This is a genomic window from Amycolatopsis sp. NPDC058278 (assembly GCF_042881395.1).
Classification (GTDB): domain Bacteria; phylum Actinomycetota; class Actinomycetes; order Mycobacteriales; family Pseudonocardiaceae; genus Amycolatopsis.
Window position 1 is genome coordinate 1 of the sequence record NZ_JBHVXZ010000028.1, and the last position, 20,150, is coordinate 20,150.

At 71.0% G+C, this 20,150-nt stretch carries 20 protein-coding genes; 6 read left to right on the forward strand and 14 right to left on the reverse strand.

Going from position 1 to position 20,150, the window contains the following annotated elements:
* The 3 genes from ACFVYA_RS16910 to ACFVYA_RS16920 form a co-directional block, all read right to left on the reverse strand.
* On the reverse strand, nt 1–1,194 hold a 1,194-nt coding region (locus ACFVYA_RS16910; protein WP_387045904.1), incomplete at its 3' end, for a M64 family metallopeptidase.
* A 94-nt stretch (nt 1,195–1,288) separates the two neighbouring features.
* Nucleotides 1,289–1,957 (reverse strand): response regulator, encoded by a 669-nt coding sequence (locus ACFVYA_RS16915; RefSeq protein WP_387045905.1) that lies wholly within the window; start codon nt 1,955–1,957, stop codon nt 1,289–1,291.
* Complete coding sequence (locus ACFVYA_RS16920; protein ID WP_387046033.1) at nt 1,954–3,528, reverse strand: ATP-binding protein; 1,575 nt, start codon at nt 3,526–3,528, stop codon at nt 1,954–1,956. Before ACFVYA_RS16920 ends, ACFVYA_RS16915 begins: the two co-directional genes overlap by 4 nt.
* 157 nt (nt 3,529–3,685) lie before the next feature.
* Between ACFVYA_RS16920 and ACFVYA_RS16925 the strand changes: the two genes are divergently transcribed.
* Nucleotides 3,686–5,035 (forward strand): cation:dicarboxylate symporter family transporter, encoded by a 1,350-nt coding sequence (locus ACFVYA_RS16925; protein WP_285993318.1) that lies wholly within the window; start codon nt 3,686–3,688, stop codon nt 5,033–5,035.
* A 99-nt stretch (nt 5,036–5,134) separates the two neighbouring features.
* On the opposite strand, the gene ACFVYA_RS16930 is transcribed toward ACFVYA_RS16925, so the two are convergent.
* Complete coding sequence (locus tag ACFVYA_RS16930; protein WP_387045907.1) at nt 5,135–5,536, reverse strand: winged helix-turn-helix transcriptional regulator; 402 nt, start codon at nt 5,534–5,536, stop codon at nt 5,135–5,137.
* Between the two features lie 104 nt (nt 5,537–5,640).
* On the opposite strand from ACFVYA_RS16930, the gene ACFVYA_RS16935 reads away from it, so the two are divergent.
* Nucleotides 5,641–7,071: an MFS transporter gene (locus ACFVYA_RS16935; protein ID WP_387045910.1), complete on the forward strand. Its 1,431-nt coding sequence runs from the start codon at nt 5,641–5,643 to the stop codon at nt 7,069–7,071.
* Between the two features lie 137 nt (nt 7,072–7,208).
* Here ACFVYA_RS16935 and ACFVYA_RS16940 read toward each other — a convergent pair whose 3' ends face one another.
* The 4 genes from ACFVYA_RS16940 to ACFVYA_RS16955 form a co-directional block, all read right to left on the reverse strand.
* Complete coding sequence (locus tag ACFVYA_RS16940; RefSeq protein ID WP_387045912.1) at nt 7,209–7,652, reverse strand: SRPBCC family protein; 444 nt, start codon at nt 7,650–7,652, stop codon at nt 7,209–7,211.
* Between the two features lie 5 nt (nt 7,653–7,657).
* The gene (locus tag ACFVYA_RS16945) at nt 7,658–8,374 is read right to left on the reverse strand and encodes a zf-HC2 domain-containing protein (RefSeq protein WP_285993322.1); all 717 of its coding nucleotides are present in this window, start codon (nt 8,372–8,374) and stop codon (nt 7,658–7,660) included.
* Nucleotides 8,371–8,922, reverse strand: a complete 552-nt coding sequence (locus ACFVYA_RS16950; protein ID WP_026469270.1) for a sigma-70 family RNA polymerase sigma factor — start codon at nt 8,920–8,922, stop codon at nt 8,371–8,373. Before ACFVYA_RS16950 ends, ACFVYA_RS16945 begins: the two co-directional genes overlap by 4 nt.
* A gap of 145 nt (nt 8,923–9,067) precedes the next feature.
* Nucleotides 9,068–9,571, reverse strand: coding sequence for a hypothetical protein (locus tag ACFVYA_RS16955; RefSeq protein WP_387045913.1), 504 nt, complete (start codon nt 9,569–9,571; stop codon nt 9,068–9,070).
* A gap of 226 nt (nt 9,572–9,797) precedes the next feature.
* Here ACFVYA_RS16955 and ACFVYA_RS16960 point away from each other — a divergent pair, with 226 nt between their 5' ends.
* Nucleotides 9,798–10,373 (forward strand): fibronectin type III domain-containing protein, encoded by a 576-nt coding sequence (locus ACFVYA_RS16960; protein WP_387045915.1) that lies wholly within the window; start codon nt 9,798–9,800, stop codon nt 10,371–10,373.
* A gap of 3 nt (nt 10,374–10,376) precedes the next feature.
* On the opposite strand, the gene uvrA is transcribed toward ACFVYA_RS16960, so the two are convergent.
* Together uvrA and ACFVYA_RS16970 are read right to left on the reverse strand one after the other, a co-directional pair.
* On the reverse strand, nt 10,377–13,238 hold the full coding sequence (gene uvrA / locus ACFVYA_RS16965; RefSeq protein ID WP_285993325.1) for an excinuclease ABC subunit UvrA: 2,862 nt from the start codon (nt 13,236–13,238) through the stop codon (nt 10,377–10,379).
* A gap of 108 nt (nt 13,239–13,346) precedes the next feature.
* Nucleotides 13,347–14,552, reverse strand: coding sequence for an acyltransferase family protein (locus ACFVYA_RS16970; protein WP_387045917.1), 1,206 nt, complete (start codon nt 14,550–14,552; stop codon nt 13,347–13,349).
* A gap of 110 nt (nt 14,553–14,662) precedes the next feature.
* Between ACFVYA_RS16970 and ACFVYA_RS16975 the strand changes: the two genes are divergently transcribed.
* The 3 genes from ACFVYA_RS16975 (at nt 14,663) to ACFVYA_RS16985 (ending at nt 17,103) form a co-directional block, all read left to right on the forward strand.
* Nucleotides 14,663–15,340, forward strand: a complete 678-nt coding sequence (locus ACFVYA_RS16975) for an MBL fold metallo-hydrolase (protein ID WP_387045919.1) — start codon at nt 14,663–14,665, stop codon at nt 15,338–15,340.
* A gap of 211 nt (nt 15,341–15,551) precedes the next feature.
* Nucleotides 15,552–16,484 (forward strand): hypothetical protein, encoded by a 933-nt coding sequence (locus tag ACFVYA_RS16980; protein WP_387045921.1) that lies wholly within the window; start codon nt 15,552–15,554, stop codon nt 16,482–16,484.
* Nucleotides 16,485–16,617: 133 nt separating this feature from the next.
* Nucleotides 16,618–17,103 (forward strand): hypothetical protein, encoded by a 486-nt coding sequence (locus ACFVYA_RS16985; protein ID WP_387045923.1) that lies wholly within the window; start codon nt 16,618–16,620, stop codon nt 17,101–17,103.
* 24 nt (nt 17,104–17,127) lie between these two features.
* On the opposite strand, the gene ACFVYA_RS16990 is transcribed toward ACFVYA_RS16985, so the two are convergent.
* The 4 genes from ACFVYA_RS16990 to ACFVYA_RS17005 all read right to left on the reverse strand — a co-directional run bounded on the left by ACFVYA_RS16990 (nt 17,128) and on the right by ACFVYA_RS17005 (nt 20,135).
* Complete coding sequence (locus ACFVYA_RS16990) at nt 17,128–17,910, reverse strand: DUF1684 domain-containing protein (RefSeq protein WP_285993330.1); 783 nt, start codon at nt 17,908–17,910, stop codon at nt 17,128–17,130.
* An 83-nt stretch (nt 17,911–17,993) separates the two neighbouring features.
* Entirely contained in the window at nt 17,994–18,983 is a 990-nt protein-coding gene (locus ACFVYA_RS16995) for a hypothetical protein (RefSeq protein ID WP_285993331.1), read from the reverse strand.
* A 168-nt stretch (nt 18,984–19,151) separates the two neighbouring features.
* A complete protein-coding gene (locus ACFVYA_RS17000; RefSeq protein WP_285993332.1) occupies nt 19,152–19,319 on the reverse strand; it encodes a hypothetical protein in 168 nt (55 codons plus the stop codon).
* A gap of 111 nt (nt 19,320–19,430) precedes the next feature.
* Nucleotides 19,431–20,135 carry a Crp/Fnr family transcriptional regulator gene (locus ACFVYA_RS17005; RefSeq protein WP_285993333.1) on the reverse strand — a complete coding sequence of 235 codons (705 nt, stop codon included), beginning with the start codon at nt 20,133–20,135 and terminating at the stop codon, nt 19,431–19,433.
* Nucleotides 20,136–20,150 lie beyond the last annotated feature (15 nt).

A 20,150-nucleotide genomic window follows, 5' to 3' on the forward strand; every position in this document is an offset into this window, starting at 1 on the left:
CGCCACGACCGCCGGGCCGCCGGCCGGCGGCGTGACCACCGCCGTGTCGACCGTCCAGGTGCGGGTCGCCGACGGGCGGACGGCCGGGTCGCGGACGAACGGCGTCGGGTCGGTGACCGTCACCGTCAGCGTGTGCTTGCCCGGCTTGACGTGCGCGCGGCGCAGGTCGACCGCGTCGCGGCCGGGCAGCCTCGTGCCGTCGAGCGTCCACGTGACGTCGAGGCGGTGGCTCACCGGGTGCAGCGGGCGCACCCGCACGACCCGGTCGGCGCCGATCGTCCCGGCCGGGGTGCCGCCGGCGATGAGCGGGACCTTCGCCGCGATCCGCTGCGTCATCCGCTCGCGGCCGACCTGGTCGAACGCGTAGCCGAGTGTCTTCATCATCGAGTGCCTGCTCGGCCGCCACACCCCTGTCTGGGTGTAGAGCCCGCCTTCGAAGCGGCCGATCGTGCCGCCGGCCTCGCTGGGTTCGCCGAGCCAGCGCCACCACTTCGCGTGCTGAGCGCGCATCTGCGGCTCGGTGAGCAGCGTGTGGTGGACCGAGTCGGGTTCGCCGCCCTCGTAGGCGCCGCCCGGGACATTGCGGGCGTAGTAGTCGTACTCGTCGTCGAGGCCACCGAGCGAGTGGCCGAGTTCGTGCGGCGAGATGAGTGCCGACAGGGCGTTCCCGCCGGACGCCGTCGCGTAGGTGCCGCCCGCGCCGCCGTAGGTGGCGCTGTTGCCCAGCGCCAGGATCTGCCGGTTCGCGCCGGTCGTGCCGGGCACCAGGTCGGCGTACCACTGGGCGGCGGCGTCGTCGACGGTCAGCAGCCGCTGCACGCTCTGCGGGTTGCAGCCACCCCAGAACCCCATGTCCAGCGGGGTGTCCCGGCGGGGCGCGTCGAGCGCGGGGTCACAGTCCACACCGGACTCCGGCGAGGCGATGGACACGGCGTAGACGTTGAAGTAGCTGCGGTAGGACTTGAACGGCTCGAGCGACCACAGGGTGCTGACGTGCCGCTCGACGTCGGCGAAGAACTTCGGCTGCTCGGCGGCGGTGTAGCCGTCCCCGAGAACGACGAGGTTGAACCGCTGCGCGACCGGCCCGGTCACCTGGACCTCGGTGACGCTCGCGGCCGGCTCGGCGGCGTGCGCCGGAGCGGCGACCCCGAGCGAAACCACGAGCGCTGCGACGAACCCGGCCCACTTCCGCATGGCGGCACTCCCCTGGTCGGTGATCTTCCCGGTCTACCGCACGGAATGCGATGCCGGAACCGCCAGAAGTCGCCAGGTGCGCCGGATGGGTCGTTTATCCTCGACTGAGCCGGTACCAGACCTCGGGCCGGCCGACCTGGCCGTAGTGCGGCTCGCGGTGGGCCATGCCGTTGTCCGCCAGGTACTCCAGGTACCTCCGCGCCGTCACGCGGGACGCGCCGATCGCGCTCGCCGCCGCGCCCGCCGAAAGTCCTTCCGCCGCGCCGGAAAGCGCGTCGGTGATCGCCTCCAGGGTCTGGACGCTCATGCCCTTCGGGAGCGGGGGTTGCTCGGTCGTGCGCAACGCGCCGAGGGCCCGGTCGATCTCCGCCTGGCCGGTGACCTCGCCGGACGCGTCGCGGAATTCCGCGTACCGCTCGAGCTTTTCGCGCAGGGTGGCGAAGGTGAACGGCTTGAGCAGGTACTGCACCACGCCGACCGACACCGCCGCCTTGACCAGGCCGAGGTCGCGCGCCGACGTCACGGCGATGACGTCGATCGGCAGCCCCGCCGCGCGCAGCGAGCGGCAGACCGCCAGTCCGTGCGTGTCCGGCAGGTAGAAGTCCAGCAGCACCAGGTCGACCGGCTCGCGTTCGCAGAACCGCAGCGCCTCGCCGCCGGAGTGCACCACGCCGGCCACCGCGAACCCGGGGAGCCGCTCGACGTAGACGCGGTGCGCCTCCGCGGCCACCGGCTCGTCCTCCACCACCAGCACGCGGATCACCGGCCCGCCTCCTGCCGCGGCAGCCGCACGGTGAACACCGCGCCCCCGTCCCGGCCGACCTCGACCGTGCCGCCGTAGCGGCGCACCGCCTGCCCGACGAGGGCGAGCCCGAGCCCGTGGCCGTCCTCCGCCTTCGTCGACCACCCCCGTCTGAACACGTCGGCGTCTTCGGGCACGCCGGGCCCGGAGTCGGCGACGCGCAGCAGCAGCCCGTCCTCGTCGGAGCGGGCGGTGACCACGACCTTCGGGTGACCGGTGCCGCGCACGGCCGCGTCGAGACCGTTGTCGATCAGGTTGCCGAGGATGGTCACCAGGTCGCGGGCCTCGATGCCGAGCGAGACGTCGTCGATCACGGTGTCCGGCGTGACCGTCAGCTCGACCCCGCGCTCGCTCGCTTCGGCCGCCTTGCCGAGCAGCAGCGCGGCGAGCACCGGCTCGGCGACGGCGCCGACGACCCGGTCGGTCAGTTCCTGGGCGAAGGCGAGCTCGGCGGTGGCGAACTCGACGGCCTGCTCGGGTTTGCCGATCTCCACGAGGGAGACCACCGTGTGGAGCCGGTTCGCCGCCTCGTGCGCCTGCGACCGCAGCGCCTCGGCGAGGCCGCGGGCGGTGGTCAGCTCCCCGGTCAGCGACTGCAGTTCGGTGTGGTCGCGCAGGACGACGACCGTGCCCTGCGAACGGCCGCCCGAGCGGACCGCGGTCGTGCTGACCAGCAGCACGCGCGAGTCGGTCAGGTGCAGTTCCTCGGCCCGGTTCTCCTCGGACGTGAACGCCTCGGCCAGCCCGTCCGGCAGGCCCAGCGTCGCCAGGTCGCGGCCCACCGGGTCGGTGCCGAGGCCGAGCAGCGTGCGGGCGCCGTCGTTGCAGAGGCCGATCCGCCCGTCCCGGCCGACGAGCAGCACGCCTTCGCGGACCGAGTGCAGCACGGCCTCGTGGTACTCGAAGAGGTTGCTCAGCTCGTCCGGCGCGACGCCCCGGGTCTGGCGCCGCAGCCGGACGCTGATCAGCCAGCCGCCCAGCGCGCCGACCACCAGCACCGCACCGGCCACGCCGAACAGCGGCCACAGCCGTTCGCGCAGCTCGGCCGAGATCGCCGCGACCTTGATCCCGACCGCGACGAGCGCGACCACCCGGTGGCCGGCGTCGAACACCGGCACGACCGTGCGCACCGACGGCCCGAGCGAGCCGGTGTAGGTCTCGGTGAGGTCCTCGCCCCGCTGCGCCTTGTCGATGGTGCCGATGTAGTGCTGGCCGATCAGCGCCGGGGTCGGGTGCGTGTAGCGGATCCCGGCCGGGCTCATGATCGTGATGAAGTCGACCTGGGTGTGGTCCTGGACCTGCAGCGCGAACGGCTGCAGCGTCGCGCTCGGGTTCGGCGTCCCCACCGCCGCCACGACGCTGGGCGCGTCGGCGACCGTGAGCGCGACCGCGCGCACCTGGTCCTCGGCGTTCTGCTGGACCGCGCGCCCCGCGTCGATCCAGGCGAAGGTGATCCCCGCGCCGGCCAGCACGCAGAGCACCACCAGCTGCAGCACGAGCAGCTGGCGCGCCAGGCTCCAATGGGACCGCAACGTCGGGGGCACCTCCTCATACCAGCACACCGCGCGGGCGGGTGTCCGAACGGGACGGTGCGATCATCACACGAACTCAATGAACACAAGTGAGCCGGATCACCGAACTCGGCCTACAGTGTGCCGCAACCTGGACATCCCCGAGCTGGAGGCAACGGTGCCTACACCGACCCCCGACGCGCCGCCGCGCCGCGACAAGACCCGCTACCTCTACCTGGCCGTGATCGTCGCGGTCGCGCTGGGAATCGCGGTCGGCTTTCTCTTCCCCGGCTTCGCCAAGGGCCTGAAGCCACTGGGCGACGGCTTCGTGAACCTGATCAAGATGATGATCTCGCCGATCATCTTCTGCACCATCGTGATCGGCGTCGGGTCGGTCGCGAAGGCGGCGAAGGTCGGCAAGATCGGCCTGATGGCGCTGGTCTACTTCATCGCGATGTCGACCTTCGCACTGGCGATCGGCCTGATCGTGGGCAACCTGCTGCACCCCGGCACCGGGCTGCACCTCAATCCGGGCGACGTGAAGAAGGCCCACGACTCGGCCACCGGCTCCGCCGGCCCGGTGGAATTCGCGCTCGGCATCATCCCGAAGACGCTCGTCTCGGCGTTCACCGAAGGCCAGGTGCTGCAGACGCTGCTGGTCGCGCTGCTCGTGGGCTTCGCGCTGCAGAAGCTCGGCCCGAAGGGCGCGCCGATCCTGCGCGGCATCGAGCACATCCAGCGGCTGGTCTTCCGGATCCTGGCGATGATCATGTGGGCCGCCCCGATCGGCGCGTTCGGCGCCATCGCCGCGGTGGTCGGCGCGACCGGGGTCAACGCGTTGAAGAGCCTCGCGGTGATCATGATCGGCTTCTACCTGACCTGCCTGGTGTTCGTCTTCGGCATCCTCGGCACGGTGCTGTGGGTCGGTGCGCGGGTGAGCATCCTGAAGCTGCTCAACTACCTGCGCCGCGAGTTCCTGCTGATCCTGTCGACGTCGTCGTCCGAGTCGGCGCTGCCGCGGCTGATCGCGAAGATGGAGCACCTCGGGGTCGGCAAGTCGGTCGTCGGCATCACCGTGCCGACCGGGTACTCGTTCAACCTGGACGGCACCGCGATCTACCTGACCATGGCGACGCTGTTCATCGCCTCCGCCCAGGACGCGCCGCTCTCGGTCGGCGAGCAGATCGTCCTGCTGCTGTTCATGATCATCGCCTCGAAGGGTGCGGCCGGCGTCAGCGGCTCCGGCATCGCGGTGCTCGCCAGCGGCCTGCAGTCGCACCGGCCCGACCTGGTCGGCGGCGTCGGGTTCATCCTCGGCATCGACCGGTTCATGTCCGAGGCCCGCGCGCTGACGAACTTCGCCGGCAACGCCGTCGCGACCGTCCTCATCGGAAACTGGACGAAGGAGTTCGACCGCGAGCAGGCGCACCGGGTGTTCGCCGGCGAGGAACCGTTCGACGAAGCCACCATGCTCGACGAGCACGAGCCGGCGCCGGCCGAACCGGCGGGCGAAAAGGTCCCGGCCTGACCCCTGAACGTTCGTGCTCACTGCCCCCGCTGAGCACGAACCACCGCGGGCCGCGGTGCGAGTCTCCCCCGACCTCGCACCGCGGCCCGTTCCACGTCTTCAGCCGGCGGCGTGGCCGTCGTAGACGACGCGCGCGGCCGCGATGTCCTCGCGGTGCCGCTCCGCCCAGCCGAGCAGGCCGTTCAGCGACTGGTACAGCTCCTTCGCCATCGCGGTGGCCTCGTACTCCACGCGCGGCGGGACGGTCGGGTAGATCGTGCGGGCCAGCAGGCCGTCGCGCTCGAGGTTGCGCAGGGTCAGCGTCAGCATCCGGCGGCTGATCCCTTCGACCGAGCGCTCCAGCTCGGTGAACCGCACCGGGCCCCGCATGGCCTCCAGGAGGATGCCGATCGCCCACTTGCCGCTGATCCGGTTGATGACCTCCAGCACGGTGCAGACGTCGAGTTTCTCCGGATCGATCTCGGTGACCTGGACAGGTACACCGATGTTCCCCTGGGACATGGAAGTGCCTCCTTCACGGCGCACCCATGGTCACACATGATGGGCACTGTTACAAGAAGTGCCCTGGCGATGACCAGGGGAACTCTCGACTGGAGGGGCCTCACATGGCCGAGAACCACCCCACCCGATCCCGCGGCCTCGCGCTGGCGGTGCTGTGCGCCGCCTCGCTGATGGTCGTGCTCGACAGCAGCATCGTCGCGGTGGCGCTGCCCGCGATCCAGGCCGACCTCGGTTTCACGCCCGCCGGGCTCTCCTGGGTCTTCACCGCCTACCTGGTCGCGTTCGGCGGCCTGCTGCTGCTCTCCGGGCGGCTCGGCGACCTGCTCGGCCGCCGCCGCGTCTTCCTCGGCGGGCTCGGCCTGTTCACCGTCGCGTCCCTGATCGCGGGCCTGGCCACGGACGCGGGCGTCCTGGTCGCGGCGCGGTTCGCCCAGGGCGTCGGCGGTGCGCTGGCGTCGGCCGTGGTGCTCGGGATGATCGTCACGATGTACCCCGAGCCCCGGGCCCGGGCGAAAGCGATCGGCGTGTACAGCTTCACGCAGGCGGCGGGGGCGTCCATCGGGCTCATCGCGGGCGGCGCGCTGACGCAGGCACTGAGCTGGCACTGGACGTTCTACGTCAACCTGCCGATCGGCGTGGCCGCGCTGCTGCTGGCCGTCCGGGTGGTCTCGCCCGACCGCGGGACGGGTCTGCGAGCGGGCCTGGACGTGCTCGGTGCGGTCCTGGTGACCGCCGCGGTGATGCTCGGCGTGTACGGCATTTCGTCGTCGTCCTGGAGCGCGCTGGCCGGTGCCGTCGTCCTGCTCGCGGCGTTCGCGGTGCGGCAGGCGAAGGCGCGGACGCCGCTGTTGCCGTTGCGGCTGTTCAAGATCCGCGCGGTGGCCGGCGCGAACGTGGTGATGGTGCTGATGGTCGCCGGGATGCTCGGCTTCCAGTTCGTCACGGCGTTGTACCTGCAGCAGGTGCTCGGGCTCGACGCGCTGGGGACCGGCGTCGCGTTCCTGCCGGTGCCGCTGGTGATCGCGGTGGCGTCGCTGGGGTTCGCGGACCGGCTCGCGGCGCGGTTCGGCCCGCGGGCGGTGCTGCTGGGCGGCTTGGGCTTGGTGATCGTGGGCCTGCTGCTGCTCACCCGGGTATCAGGCTCCTACTTCGCCGACGTCCTGCCCGCGCTGCTGCTGATGGGCCTGGGCGCCGGCGCGGCCATCCCGGCGCTGATGGGCCTGGCGATGGCGGACGTCCCGGCCGTGGACGCGGGCGTGGCGTCGGGCCTGATCAACACGACCCAGCAGGTCGGTGCGGCCGTCGGCACGGCGGTGCTGGCCGCGGTGGCCGCCTCCCGCACGGAGAGCCTGAGTGCACTGGATCACCGCGAGGCACTGGCGGCCGGGTTCCGGCTGGCGTACGGCGTCAGCGCGGGCTTCCTGATCGCGGCGGTGGCCCTGGGCGGCCTGGTCCTGACCCGCCGCACCCGGCGGGCCGCTGCCGTGGCCCCGGCGGCTTCGGAGCCGGAGGTCTGCACCGCCGATCTCGCGTGACCCGGCCCGCAACTCGCGTGATCAGAGCCGCAACTCGCGTGATTGGGGCCGTAACTCGCGAGTTCCGGCTCCAATCACGCGGGTTCCGGCCTCAATCACGCGAGTTGACCTCTCGATCACGTGTGTCGGCGTTCCGATCACGTGAGGTAGGCCGAAAGCCCACGGTGGCCCCGCCGCATCATCAGCGCGTGGTTCGCGCGGAAGAGCGGCCGGGCCACCGTGTCGAAGCGCCGCAGCAACTCCTTCCGGGCCTGGACGTCCTGGGTGATCTCCAGCAGCGTGCCCGCGCCCGCCGCGCGGACCGCTCCCGCCAGGGTCCCGTCGAGGTCACCGCTGAGCCTGACCCGCATCAGGCCCCTGCGCTCGTCCTGGAGGTCCCGGTGCATCCGGACGACGATCCGGAACGGCAGCCGGGACCGGCAAACCAGCTCGGCGGTGTCGTCGTCCACGCGGCGCACCGCGCGGACGTCCGACCACCACCTCGGGTAGCCGGCGAGGTCGGTGACCACGCCGAACACCCGCTCGGGCACGGTTCCCGGCAGCAGCCATGTGCTGCGGAACCGGTAGCGCCCACCCGTCATGCTCATCAAACCTGGGCCGAGACCAGCTTCCGGCCATCGACCGTGACGATGTCGATCGACTTCACGTCGTCGGGGGCGACCAGCGCCGACCCGTCGAGCCGGAAGCCGCCCTGGCTCTCCCACTTCTCGGACACCTGCCAGCTGCCTGCCGTCACCGCGTTGCCTTCCTTGGTGACCACCTGGAGCAGGCACTTCTCCCCGGCCCGGACGCCCTTCACGTTGAGGTCCACCTTGACCCAGCCCTGGAACGGGGCCACCGACGCGGCCAGCTGGACGCCGGTCGTCGGATCCCGGCCTTCGACGGTCTTCGTGCCGGGCGGCGAGTCCGGCGCCGGAGCCGGCGCGGCCAGGCCCGGATCGGCCGTCTGACGGCCCACCAGCACGCCGCCGCCGAGCGCCGCGACCACCAGCACCGCCGCCGCGACCAGGGCCAGGCCCCGGCGTGACGCGGTGCGGGCCGGAGCGACGCGCTCTTCCTCGTCGCGCACCCGGCGCAGGGTCTTCTGCAACAGCAGGTCCCCGCCCTCGGGCGGCCCGTCGAGGAACGCCTCGGGCGGTACCTCGTCGAGCGAGTCGCGCAGGGCGACGAGCTCGTTCAGGTCGAACCGGCACTGTGCGCAGGTCTGCAGGTGCCGCCGCTCGAAGTCGGCCGCCTCCCCGGGATCGAGCGCGCCGAGGGCGTACGCGCCGAGCTGCGTGTGACTCTCGTCCACCGAGTTCATCGCGCCACCTCCGTTCCGCTCGAAATCATCGCTGCTCTGAGTGCTCTTAGTGCGTAGTAAGACCTTGATTTCACGGTACCCGGTGCGACGCCCAGTGTTCTCGCCGCTTCGGCCACCGTCCGTCCCCGGTAGTAGATCTCCACCAGGACCTCTCGATGCTCGTTGGACAGCCCGTCCATCGCACCGAGCACGGTCATCGAGTCGACCACCCCCTGGGCGTGGTCGCGCTCGACGGCCGGGGTCGGCACGCCTTCGGCCGGTTCGGCCACCTCTTGTGGCCGGGCCGCCCGGGCCCGTGCCCGGTCGGTGACCAGGTTGCGCGCGACGGTCAGCAACCAGCCGCGCACCGAGCCTTTCCCGTCGTTCTGCAGGTCGTCGGCGTGTTTCCACGCCCGGACCAGCGTCTCCTGGACCACGTCCTCGGCTGCCGCGCGATCACCGGTCAGCCTTGTCGCGTAAGCCAGCAGGCTCCGGCCGTGTTCGGCGTACAGCTGCCGAATCAGGTCTTCGCCTTTGGCCTTCTTAGGCCGCCTGCCTCCTATGGCCACCCTCGTCCTCCCGACGGTGTTCTGAGTCGTCGAGGACAGTAGTGCAACCCTCAGCTCCACCGGCGGTGCGTGCGTCGAGCGCAGCGCGACCATGGTGTTCATCGGCTGCCCGTCCTTCCTCGTTCTGCCCGGAAACCGTCGTCTGTCAGGACCCGGCGCCGCCGGCTTTGCCGCCCGCGGTGATCTTGCTGCCGTCCGGCGCGACGGCGAACCACGTGCCGTTGGCGCCCTGGCCGTTCATGTCGCCCGCCGCCTTGTCGCCCGCGAACTCGTACAGCGGCCAGCCGTTGAGGGTGATCTGCTTGCTGCCGTCCTTGCGGGTCGCGGTGCCCACCTGGGTGTCCTGGATGCCCTTGAGCATCGGCGTGGCCACCCCGGCGAGCATCGGCGGCCACTGCGTGGCGCATTCGCCGTCGCAGTTGGACGTCGGCGGCTGGGAGATGTCCTTGTCGAACCGGTAGAGCGTCTTGCCGTCGGCGTCGGTGACCACCGCACCGACACCGTTGACCGTGCCGACCTGCAGCATCTTGTGCCCCGGCTCACCGTGTTGCGGCCCTTGGGCGCCGTCGGCCATGTCACCACAGGCGGACAACGAGGCGATGGCGACGAGCGCCACCGCGCTGGCGACCACCGGCCGGATACGGTTCATGACGTTCTCTCCTCGGTGAGGGCGGCACCGCCGTCCGGCGGACCTCGACACCTCAGAACACGGCCGCGGCCGCGAAACGGTTCAGCCCGGTTTTCGCGCCATTCGGTGCCGGTTCGCCGACGGATTGGTCCGTCCCGGTGATCGGCACGATCTTGTCGCCGTGCGGGCCGGGTTCCTAAGCTCGATCACGTCCGCACCGCCGCCCCCGCCGTTCCGGGAGGCCGCCGTGCCCGTCAAACCCTTCATCCTGGTGGCGCTGCTGGCCGCGGGCTGTTCCGCTCCCGCGCCTTCTTTCACGGCGACCCTGACGTCGCCCACGGACGTGGTGCTCAGCTGGCCGGACGACGGGGCCGGGCATCGCATCGACTACGCCAACGACCCGGCCGGCCCCTGGACGACGCTCGGGTTCCTGCCGCCGCACACGACGAGCTACCACCACCCGGACCTGATCCCGGAGACACCGTTCTACTACCGCGAGCAGCCGTTCACCGGTCCGGTGTCGGCGGAGACGGCCCCGGGCGCGCCGGCGGCACCGGACGCGACCCGGCTGCACGCGGTCGCTTCCGGCGACACGCTGACGTTCACCTGGGCCGACCGCTCCCCCGACGAGGCCGGGTTCCTGCTGGAGATCCGCCGCCCGGGCGCGCCGGGCTTCGCGCCGGTCGAAGTCACCGATCCGGGCACGACGACGTGCGCCCTGTCGCTCCTGCCCGGCGAGGAGGAGTCGGCCTACCGGCTCCGGGCGCTGCACTACGGCCCGCTCTCCCCGGTGGTCCACCAGACCACCGGGAACGAGCGGTAGCCGCTACTCGGAGGTGAGCACCGTCCGCAGGAACTCCCCCGTGTAGCTGCCCTCGACCTCGGCGACGTGTTCCGGGGTGCCCTCGGCGACGATCTGGCCGCCGCCGGAGCCGCCCTCGGGGCCCATGTCGATGATCCAGTCGGAGGTCTTGATCACGTCGAGGTTGTGCTCGATCACGATCACCGAGTTGCCCTTGTCGACCAGCCCGTTGATCACGCCGATCAGCTTGTTGATGTCCTCGAAGTGCAGGCCGGTGGTCGGCTCGTCGAGGATGTACACCGTCTTGCCGGTCGAGCGCTTCTGCAGCTCGCTGGCCAGCTTGACGCGCTGCGCCTCACCGCCGGAGAGCGTCGGCGCGGGCTGGCCGAGCCGGACGTAGCCGAGGCCGACGTCCACCAGCGTCTGCAGGTGGCGGTGGATGGCCTTGATCGGCTCGAAGAACTCCGCGGCCTCCTCGATGGGCATGTCGAGCACGTCCGAGACGGTCTTGCCCTTGTAGTGCACCTCGAGGGTCTCCCGGTTGTACCGGGCGCCCTTGCAGACCTCGCACGGGACGTAGACGTCCGGCAGGAAGTTCATCTCGATCTTGATCGTGCCGTCGCCGGCGCACGCCTCGCAGCGGCCGCCCTTGACGTTGAACGAGAACCGGCCCTGCTGGTAGCCGCGGACCTTCGCCTCGGTCGTCGCCGCGAACAGCTTGCGGACGTGGTCCCAGACACCGGTGTAGGTGGCCGGGTTGGACCGCGGGGTCCGCCCGATCGGCGACTGGTCGACGCGCACCAGCTTGTCGACGTTGCCCAGGCCGTTCACGCGGGTGTGGCGGCCCGGCACCTGGCGGGCGCCGTTGAGCTTGTTCGCCAGCACCGTCGCCAGGATGTCGTTGACCAGCGTCGACTTGCCCGAGCCGGAGACGCCGGTGACCGAGACCAGGCAGCCGAGCGGGAACGACACGTCGAGGCCGCGCAGGTTGTGCTCGCGCGCGCCGACCACGGTCAGCTGCCGCTTCTTGTCGATCGGCCGCCGGATCGCCGGCACCTCGATCTTCCGCCGGCCGGACAGGTACTGCCCGGTCAGGGATTCCTTGCTCTTGAGCAGCTTCTTGTACGGTCCACTGTGGACGATGTGGCCGCCGTGCTCGCCGGCGCCCGGGCCGATGTCGACCACCCAGTCGCTGGAGCGGATGGTGTCCTCGTCGTGCTCGACGACGATCAGCGTGTTGCCGAGGTTCCGCAGCCGGGTCAGCGTCTCGATCAGGCGGTGGTTGTCGCGCTGGTGCAGGCCGATCGACGGCTCGTCCAGCACGTACAGCACGCCCACCAGGCCCGAACCGATCTGCGTCGCCAGCCGGATGCGCTGCGCCTCGCCGCCCGACAGCGTGGCCGACGCGCGGTCGAGCGAGAGGTAGGTCAGGCCGACGTCGAGCAGGAAGCGCAGCCGAGCCTGGATCTCCTTGAGCACCGCGCCGGCGATCATCGCCTCGCGCTGGCCCAGCTCCAGCTCGTCGAGGAACTGCGAGGCCTCCGCGATGGACAGCGCGCAGACCTCGGCGATCGACATGTCGCCGCGGGTCTTGTGCGCCAGCGTCACCGCGAGGATCTCCGGCTTGAGCCGGGTGCCCTGGCAGGCCGGGCACGGCACCTCGCGCATGTAGCCCTCGTACCGCTCGCGCATGTACTCGGACTCGGTCTGCTCCTGGCGCCGCTCGAGGAACGGGATGACGCCTTCGAAGGCCGCGTAGTACGAGCGCTGGCGGCCGTAGCGGTTCTTGTAGCGGACGTGGACCTGCTCGTCGACGCCGTGCAGCACCGCCTTCTGGGCGCGCGCGGGCAGCCGCCGCCACGGCGTGTCCATCCGGAAGCCGATGGTCTCCGAAAGCGACTCGAGCAGCCGGATGAAGTAATCCGCGCTCTGGCCGCCCGACCACGGCGCGATCGCGCCCTGGGCCAGGGACAGCTCGTCGTCCGGGACCACCAGCTCCGGGTCGACCTCCTTGCGGATGCCGATGCCGGTGCACTCGGGGCAGGCGCCGTAGGGCGAGTTGAAGGAGAACGAGCGGGGCTCGAGGTCCTCGATGGCCAGGGGGTGGCCGTTGGGGCAGGCGAGGTTCTCGGAGAACCCGCGGATCCGGTGCGGGTCGTTGTCCGGCAGGTCGACGAAGTCGAGCTCGATCAGCCCGTCGGCCAGGCGCAGCGCCGTCTCGACCGAGTCGGTCAGCCGCTGGCGCGAGCTCGACTTGACGCTCAGCCGGTCGATCACCACGGCGATCTGGTGCTTTTCCTGCTTCTTCAGCTTCGGCGGGTCGGTGAGCGCGTGGACCGTGCCGTCCACGACCACGCGCGCGTAGCCCTGCTGCTGCAGGTTCTCGAACAGGTCGACGTACTCGCCCTTGCGCCCGCGCACCACCGGCGCGAGCACCTGGAAGCGGACGCCTTCGTCCATCTCCAGCACCTGGTCGACGATCTGCTGCGGGGTCTGCTTGCTGATCGCCTCGCCGCACGTGGGGCAGTGCGCCTTGCCGGCGCGGGCGTAGAGCAGCCGCAGGTAGTCGTAGACCTCGGTGATCGTGCCCACGGTGGAGCGCGGGTTGCGCGAGGTCGACTTCTGGTCGATCGACACCGCGGGCGAGAGGCCCTCGATGAAGTCGACGTCGGGCTTGTCCATCTGCCCGAGGAACTGGCGGGCGTACGCCGAGAGCGACTCGACGTAGCGCCGCTGCCCTTCGGCGAAGATGGTGTCGAAGGCGAGGCTCGACTTCCCCGACCCGGACAGGCCGGTGAACACGATCAGGCTGTCGCGGGGCAGGTCGAGATCCACGCCGCGGAGATTGTGCTCGCGGGCACCGCGAACAACGAGGCGATCAGCCACGCCAGGGTCCTCTCAGGTCATTCTCAGTCATTCTGCTGCGGTCGCCGGCCCGGTCTGTGCTGTCTCAAGCGCTGTCTCCAGCTGGCTGCACGGGCGGCCGCATCCATGCTACGAGCCACCACCGACAGAAACTGATTCCGCGCCTCTGACCTGCGGTTCTTCGGGCTTCCGGCGGGTGGTGAGCCACCGGTGGGCCGGGCGTTCGACCCCCGCGGTGACCACCCAGCCGGCCAGCACGGCGGCGCCGAGGATCACGGGGAGCCGCAGCCAGCCGGGGAGGCCGGCGTCGAGCAGAGCACGGGCCAGGATGTAACCCAGTTCCTGGTGCACCAGATAAAGACCATACGAGATGCCCGCGAGCCAGGTGACGGCCGGGGCGATCCGCGCCAGTCCGGGGAACCGCCAGTCGGGGCCGCGGGCGGCCAGGCAGACCAGCAGGAGCAGGACGGCGAACCCGATCGTGGACGGCCAGCGCAGCGCGTCCTGCGGCAGCGCGACGTGGAACGGGAACACCTGCAGGTCCTGCGCCGCGACGGCGGCGGCCACGAAGAGCGCGGCGTGCCAGGTCTTGAGCCGTCGTCGCGCCCACAGCCAGATCGCGACGCCGACGGCGAAGACGTGCAGGCGGTGCAGCCCCAGGCCGTAGTAGAACGTCTCGACGACCGAGCTCGCCGTACCCGGCGGGAAGACCAGGAACCGGAGGGCGAGCGGGACGAGGATCAGCGCCCACAGCAGGCCGACGGTCAGCCGGTGGGTGCGCCACGGCCGCGGCCACAGCACGGCCGCGCCGGTGAAGGCCATCAGCTGCACCGGCAGCGTCCAGTAGGAGCCGTCGAGGTAGTAGAAAGCGCCCGAGCGGATGCCCCACTCCTGCACCATGCCGAGGTTGGTGACCAGGTCCAGCCCGGTCGGGATGTACCACGGCGACGGGTTCGCCGGCGGCCCCTGCGGCAGGCCGAACAGGAACCCGGTGACGCCCGGCGGGTAGGGCAGGCCGCTGAAGGAGATGGCGGCCCACCGCGTCACGACGTACGTCACCAGGACGGCGACCAGGTACGCGGGCACCAGGCGCGCGACGCGGTTCCACAGCCACCGGCCGGGATTGCCCTTGCGGAGGCTGGCGCAAACGAAGAAGGCGGAGATCACCAGCAGGATCGCGGCGCCGAACTGCGCTGTCACCCGCACGGGGTACCCCGTGAGTTCGGGGTGCAGGAGGGCGCCCTGGTGGGTGACGTGCCCGAGGACGACCGCCAGGACGGCGACGACCCGGAGGAGGTCCCAGCTGATCCGGCGCGGCGTCGGGGAGGTGGGCACGGTCGTCCTGAGGTCGGGGCTGGCGGGGTTCGCGGTGAGCCTACGTGGCGGGGTGGCCGCGCGCTTGTGCGGGTGGAACCGCTTGGAACGAAACGACTACCGTGTGCACGGTGAACATCGTGGACACCTACACCGGGCACGTCGACCCGGGCGGCGACGCCACCCGGCGCACCCTGGACGCGCTCACCATCACCAAGCTGTCCGTCGGCCCGATGGACAACAACGCGTACCTGCTGGTGTGCCGGGAGTCGAACGAGGCGCTGCTGATCGACGCGGCGAGCGACCCCGAGCGCATCTCCGACCTGATCGGCCACGGCCCGGACCGGCCCGCGTTGCGGACGGTCGTCACCACCCACCAGCACCAGGACCACTGGCAGGCCCTGGGCGCGGTGGCCGGAGCGAACGGGGCCAACACGGCGGCCCACCCGCTGGACGCGGAGCCGTTGCCGGTCCCGCCGGACTTCCTGGTCGAGCACGGGGACACGCTGACGGTGGGGCAGGTCACCCTGTCGGTGATCCACCTGCGCGGCCACACCCCGGGGTCGATCGCGCTGCTGTACCGCGACCCGGCGGGCCACCCGCACCTGTTCACCGGGGACTCGCTGTTCCCGGGCGGGGTGGGGAAGACGGCGTCCCCGGAGGACTTCACGTCCTTGCTCGACGACGTGGAGACGCGGCTCTTCGGGGAGCTGCCGGACGAGACGTGGTTCTACCCGGGCCACGGGGATGATTCGACGCTGGGCACGGAGCGGCCGAAGCTGAAGGAGTGGCGCGAACGCGGCTGGTGATCAAGGTGTGGGCTGCCCGCCTGGTGCAGCCCACACCCGTTCGGAACTTCGTCCGAGGGTGGGGGCATGGATTTCCGGCAAGCGATCGTGGACTTCGACACAGACCGCGGTACCAAGATGACCTGCTCGACGCGTCCTGTACTGGGGGCTGCTGCGCTACCTGGGCTTCTTCACCCTGGATCACTCGGAGCCCCACATGCCCCGACTCAGAGTGAGCGAAGCCGGTCGCCGGGTCACGGGGAACCTGCGCCGGGTCGCGTCCGAGGAAATGGGTATCGCCTTCGGAGTTGCTTTGGCCCGCCGCTGGTTCATGCACACCGGCGCCGGTGCACCGTCCGTCGCGGTCGACGTCGATGTCGCACTCGATGACGGCCGCATCTTCGGTGCGGGCGCACCGGTGCGGCGCGTTGCCGGCCGGCGTCCCGACTACGTCCTGGTCGCCCCCGCGCCCGGATCCCGGAACAGATACCGGTTCCGGGTCCTCGAGTGCAAAGGCACGAAGAGCCCCGGCTACGCCGAGCCCCAGCTCGCCAGCGCGGTGGAGCAACTCGACGGGGTCGCGATCGGCAAGTGGGTTCCCCACGGCCTGGCGACCTCGATCATCACTTCCGAAGCCGAAACCTGTTATCGCGCCGTGGACACCATCGAGGGCACGGAACCGTCCTACGAGGTCACCCCCGAGATGATCGAGCAGCCCCGGGACTTCCGGCTCGAGGCCGAGCGGCCCGAGGTGTTGGCAGCCGAGATCGCCGGCGCCTCGGTACGGGCATCCTGGGCGATGCTCGCCGATTTCGGCAGCAACCTCGAAGCGCTCCGGAACTGGGCACCCGAAACCATGCTCGGCCGGACGAACCGTCGTCCGCGTGTGCGCACAACCTTCGACACGCCACTCGGCACGGCAAATGGCACGAGCATCACCTTCGGTTTCGACCGGGAGCGGCTCACCGTCAGGTACGGCGTCGACGCATCGGTCGACGACCGGCTCGCGGGAGAATCCGCCGAGGCGGTCCTGGAGGCGCAGCGAACGTTCGCCGGCCGCCTCGGCGAGTCCGAGGTCCAAGGCTGGGCACCCGAATCACAGACGGTCTACTCCGCGACGGCCGGCGGATCGATATTCTCGCTCACTCTCGAACGAGGCCGCTGACACGGACGGAGCAGCCGGGTAACGCTTGGGCCGTCAAAGGCGGGCTCAGGGCAACTCGCCGGACGAACCGGGCGTCCCCCACAGACCCCAGCGCTGGGGCTTCCACCGGTTCTTTCCGTCAGGAGGCCCCACCATGTCCAAGACCCTCAGACGTGCGCTCGTCGCCGTCATTCTGCTGCTCGCCGGGACGCTCGCCGCCGCGGGACCGGCTCAGGCCGATTCCACCACGCCCGCCCTGAACAACATCCGGACCGGGCTCAACCCCGCGTTCGACCGGATCGTGCTCGACCTGTCGGCCGGGACCCTGCCCACCGTGATCAACTACCGGCTCACCGACGAACTCACCTCCGACCCGAGCGGTGAGATCGTGTGGCTCACCGGGGAGTACTTCATCGAAGTCTCCGCCTTTCCCCTCGTCGCGCACGACGCGAACGGGAACCCCACCTTCACCGTGCCGCCGAAGTTCCGGACCCGGAACCTCGCCAACGTCATGGCCGTCGCCATCACCGGGGACTTCGAGGCACAGACCTCGATCGGAATCGGGGTGCGGTCGCGGACCGCGGTGAACGTCTTCACGCTCACCTCGCCCAACCGCATCGTCATCGACATCGCCCACTGAAAAGAGCCGCGGGTGGCCCGGCGGTCACCCGCGCTCGTACGGGATCTTCTCCCCCGCCTCGACCGCGAACGGCAGGTGGTTGCCCGCCGGCGGCAGCGGGCACGTCGCGAAGTCCGTGAACGCGCAGGGCAGGTTCACCGCGCGGTTGAAGTCCAGCTCGACCGACCCGTCCGCTGCCGGTGCCCCGACCGGCAGCGACCGGTTGGCCGCGTAGGTCGTCACGCCACTCGTCCCGTCGGTGAACAGGATGCTCAGGCCGCCGTCCTTGCCGTTGAACGCGGTCAGCGTGTGCGACACCCCATCGCGGGAGAAGCGGACGACACCCGGCGCCGTGTACACGTGGCTCAGGCCCTCCACGACCGCGCCCACCGTGGTCGGACGCGGCTCGGCGAACGCTTCGAACCGCCCGGGCAGCACCCAGGACGGCGACGGCTCGTACGCCGGGACGCCGCGGAACTCGCGCAGCACCTCGGCCTTGGGGTCGTGGACGCGGATCAGGTACCCCGAACGGCGGGCCACCTCGATCTCGACGTCACCCGCCAGCACGCGGGTGCCCGCGCCGCTGTTGACCAGCTCGAACCGCCGGACGCCGGTGATCGGTTCCCCTTCGTGGGCCAGCGAGGCGCCGGCCGGGTCGACGTAGGCCGCGTCGGCGTCCTGCCACCAGCGGCCCGGGATGCCGGGGTACTCCCGGGGAGAGTCCGTCAGCCAGTCCAGCGAAACCAGTGCCAGCCAGCCGTGCGGCTCGGCCAGGTCGGTCTCGCGCTGGGCCTTCCAGTCCTGCCACTCCTGGGTGAACGTGCTCATCGCGGGCCCCTTCCGGTCGACTTACGACCATGCCAACCCGGTGCGCGCGCCGCTATTCCGCGTCCCAGCATCCGGACACCAGCTCAGTCGAAGGACCACTGCAGGCCGTAGCTCAGGCCCTGGTGCAGGTCGTGGAACTCGAGGCCGACCTCGCCGACCCGGTTGACGGTCAGCGCGTCGCCGGAGTCGATGCCGTCGTCGACCACCCGGCCCGGTACGCCGTTGAGGCGCCACACCCGCGTCGGCGGGGCCGCCCGGTCGAACCGGACCCGCACCGAGAACTGCTCGCAGCGGCGCAACGGCGTCATGGCGTAGTACGGCCGCAGCCGCGTGCGCCGCGGCGTGAACCGGATGCCGTACTCGTGGCGCTGGCCGAGCCGCAGCGGGCTCGGCAGCCGCATGATGAACTGCGCGTGGCTCGCCGACACCTGGCGCGCTTCGACGATTTCGCCGCCGAACAGCGCGTCCGCGGTGATGTCCGGCACCGGGTCGCTGCCCGGCTCGGCCGGCACGCTGAACGGCAGGACCAGCTCGTCGAGCTCGTCGACCTCCGCGACGATCCGGCGCTCCTCCGCCAGTTCCGGCGGGTCGCGGTCGAGCCGGAGCATCGCCTTCATCGACTCGACGTACCAGCCGGCCAGCGGGTGCAGGTCACTGCGGGGCGCGGGCGCGCCCAGCAGCTCGTCGAGCCGGCGGAACGCCAGGTCGATGCGGCGGCGGGCGGTGCGCGGGTCGCGGTCGAGGACGCTGGCCAGCCACGAGATCCGCCGGTCGAGGAACTCCCCCGCGGCCTCCTCGTGCAGGCCGAGCGCCGTCAGCGCGGCCAGCTTCAGGTCCGGTGGCAGCCGTCCGCACAGCTCGGTCAGGCGCAGCACGAGCTTCTGGCGCGCGGCGGCGGGCTGGTCGGTTTCGGTGATCGCGCACGCCGCCCGCAGGCAGGGGCCGATCCGCTGGTGCAGGTCGGCCGCGTCGAGACCGCGGCCGCGGCGCAGTTCGCTCAGCTCGCGCACGAACGGGGAGGTGTGCTCTTCCGTCGTCCCACCCCCTCGTCCGCCCGCGGAAGATTTGCCCACGTTACCAGTTTCCGTTCCACGAAAGCAGGACAAATGACGGACATCGGCATTCCGGGAATACCCGGCCGGCCGACCCCCCACGAGCCGGCCGGCCGGGTCTCACCCGCGGGTCAGTTCACCCCGAAGATCAGGGCCCAGATCGAGTGACTCTCCATCAGACACACCTCCTCATCGCTGTACCCAGGCCGAGGCGGAAAGCGGCGCGGAGCCGTGGAACGTCGGCGCGGCCGGCTCCTCCGCGTTTCCGGCAGCCACCGCGAAACCCGCGACGGCACCGACCACGAACGCGGCGAAGACCGATTTCACCAGGGTCAAAATCCTGCAGTAGACGTTCACGACACGGGCTCCCCGACCTCGCTCGAAATGAAATCCGGCCGGTTGGCATCGCATTCTTTTCCGGCCGGGTTCCAGCATCGCCGGGCCGCGGCGAGACTCAGATGTCCGCTGTCACGGGTGTTGTGTGCCGTTTGGCTCAGAGTGGGCGAAGGCACGCAGGACGCGGGGCTCGCGGATGAGGAACCGGCGACGGCCGGTCTCGACGATCCCGCGCTCCCGCAGCACGCGCAGCGCCCGCGCGACGGTACGCCGGGCCGCGCCGATCTGCGCGGCGATGTCCTCCTGCGACAGCGCGTCGACGACGACGCCCTCCGGCACGGTCCGGCCGCGCTCCTCGGCCAGCCGGACCAGGACCGCCGCCACGCGCCGGCTGACGTCGAAGGCGGCGGCGTCGATCCGCGCGGATTCGGCGTTGCGGAGCCGGGCCGCGACCGTCTTGATGGTCGCGATGGCGATCGCGGGCCGGGAGAGCAGGACGTCGATGAACTCGGCACCGGTGAGCTGGAAGACGGTGCACGGTTCGATCGCGCGCACCGACGCCGACCGCGGCCGCCCCGTGACCGCGGCGAGGTCGCCCAGCACCTCGCCGGGGCCGCGTAGCCCGAAGAGCACCTCGCGGCCGTCCTCGACGATCGTGGAGACGCGCACCCAGCCGGAAACGAGCACGTGGACGTGGTCGGACGGGTCGCCCTCCATGAGCACGACGTCGTTCGCGCGGAACCGGCGGCGGGTGCCCCGGGCAAGCAGGTATTCGCGATCGGTGTCGGCGAGGTGGGCCAGGAGCGCCCCGTCCGCCGTGTCGTCTTGCCCGCTCATGGCTCCCCTCCGGAT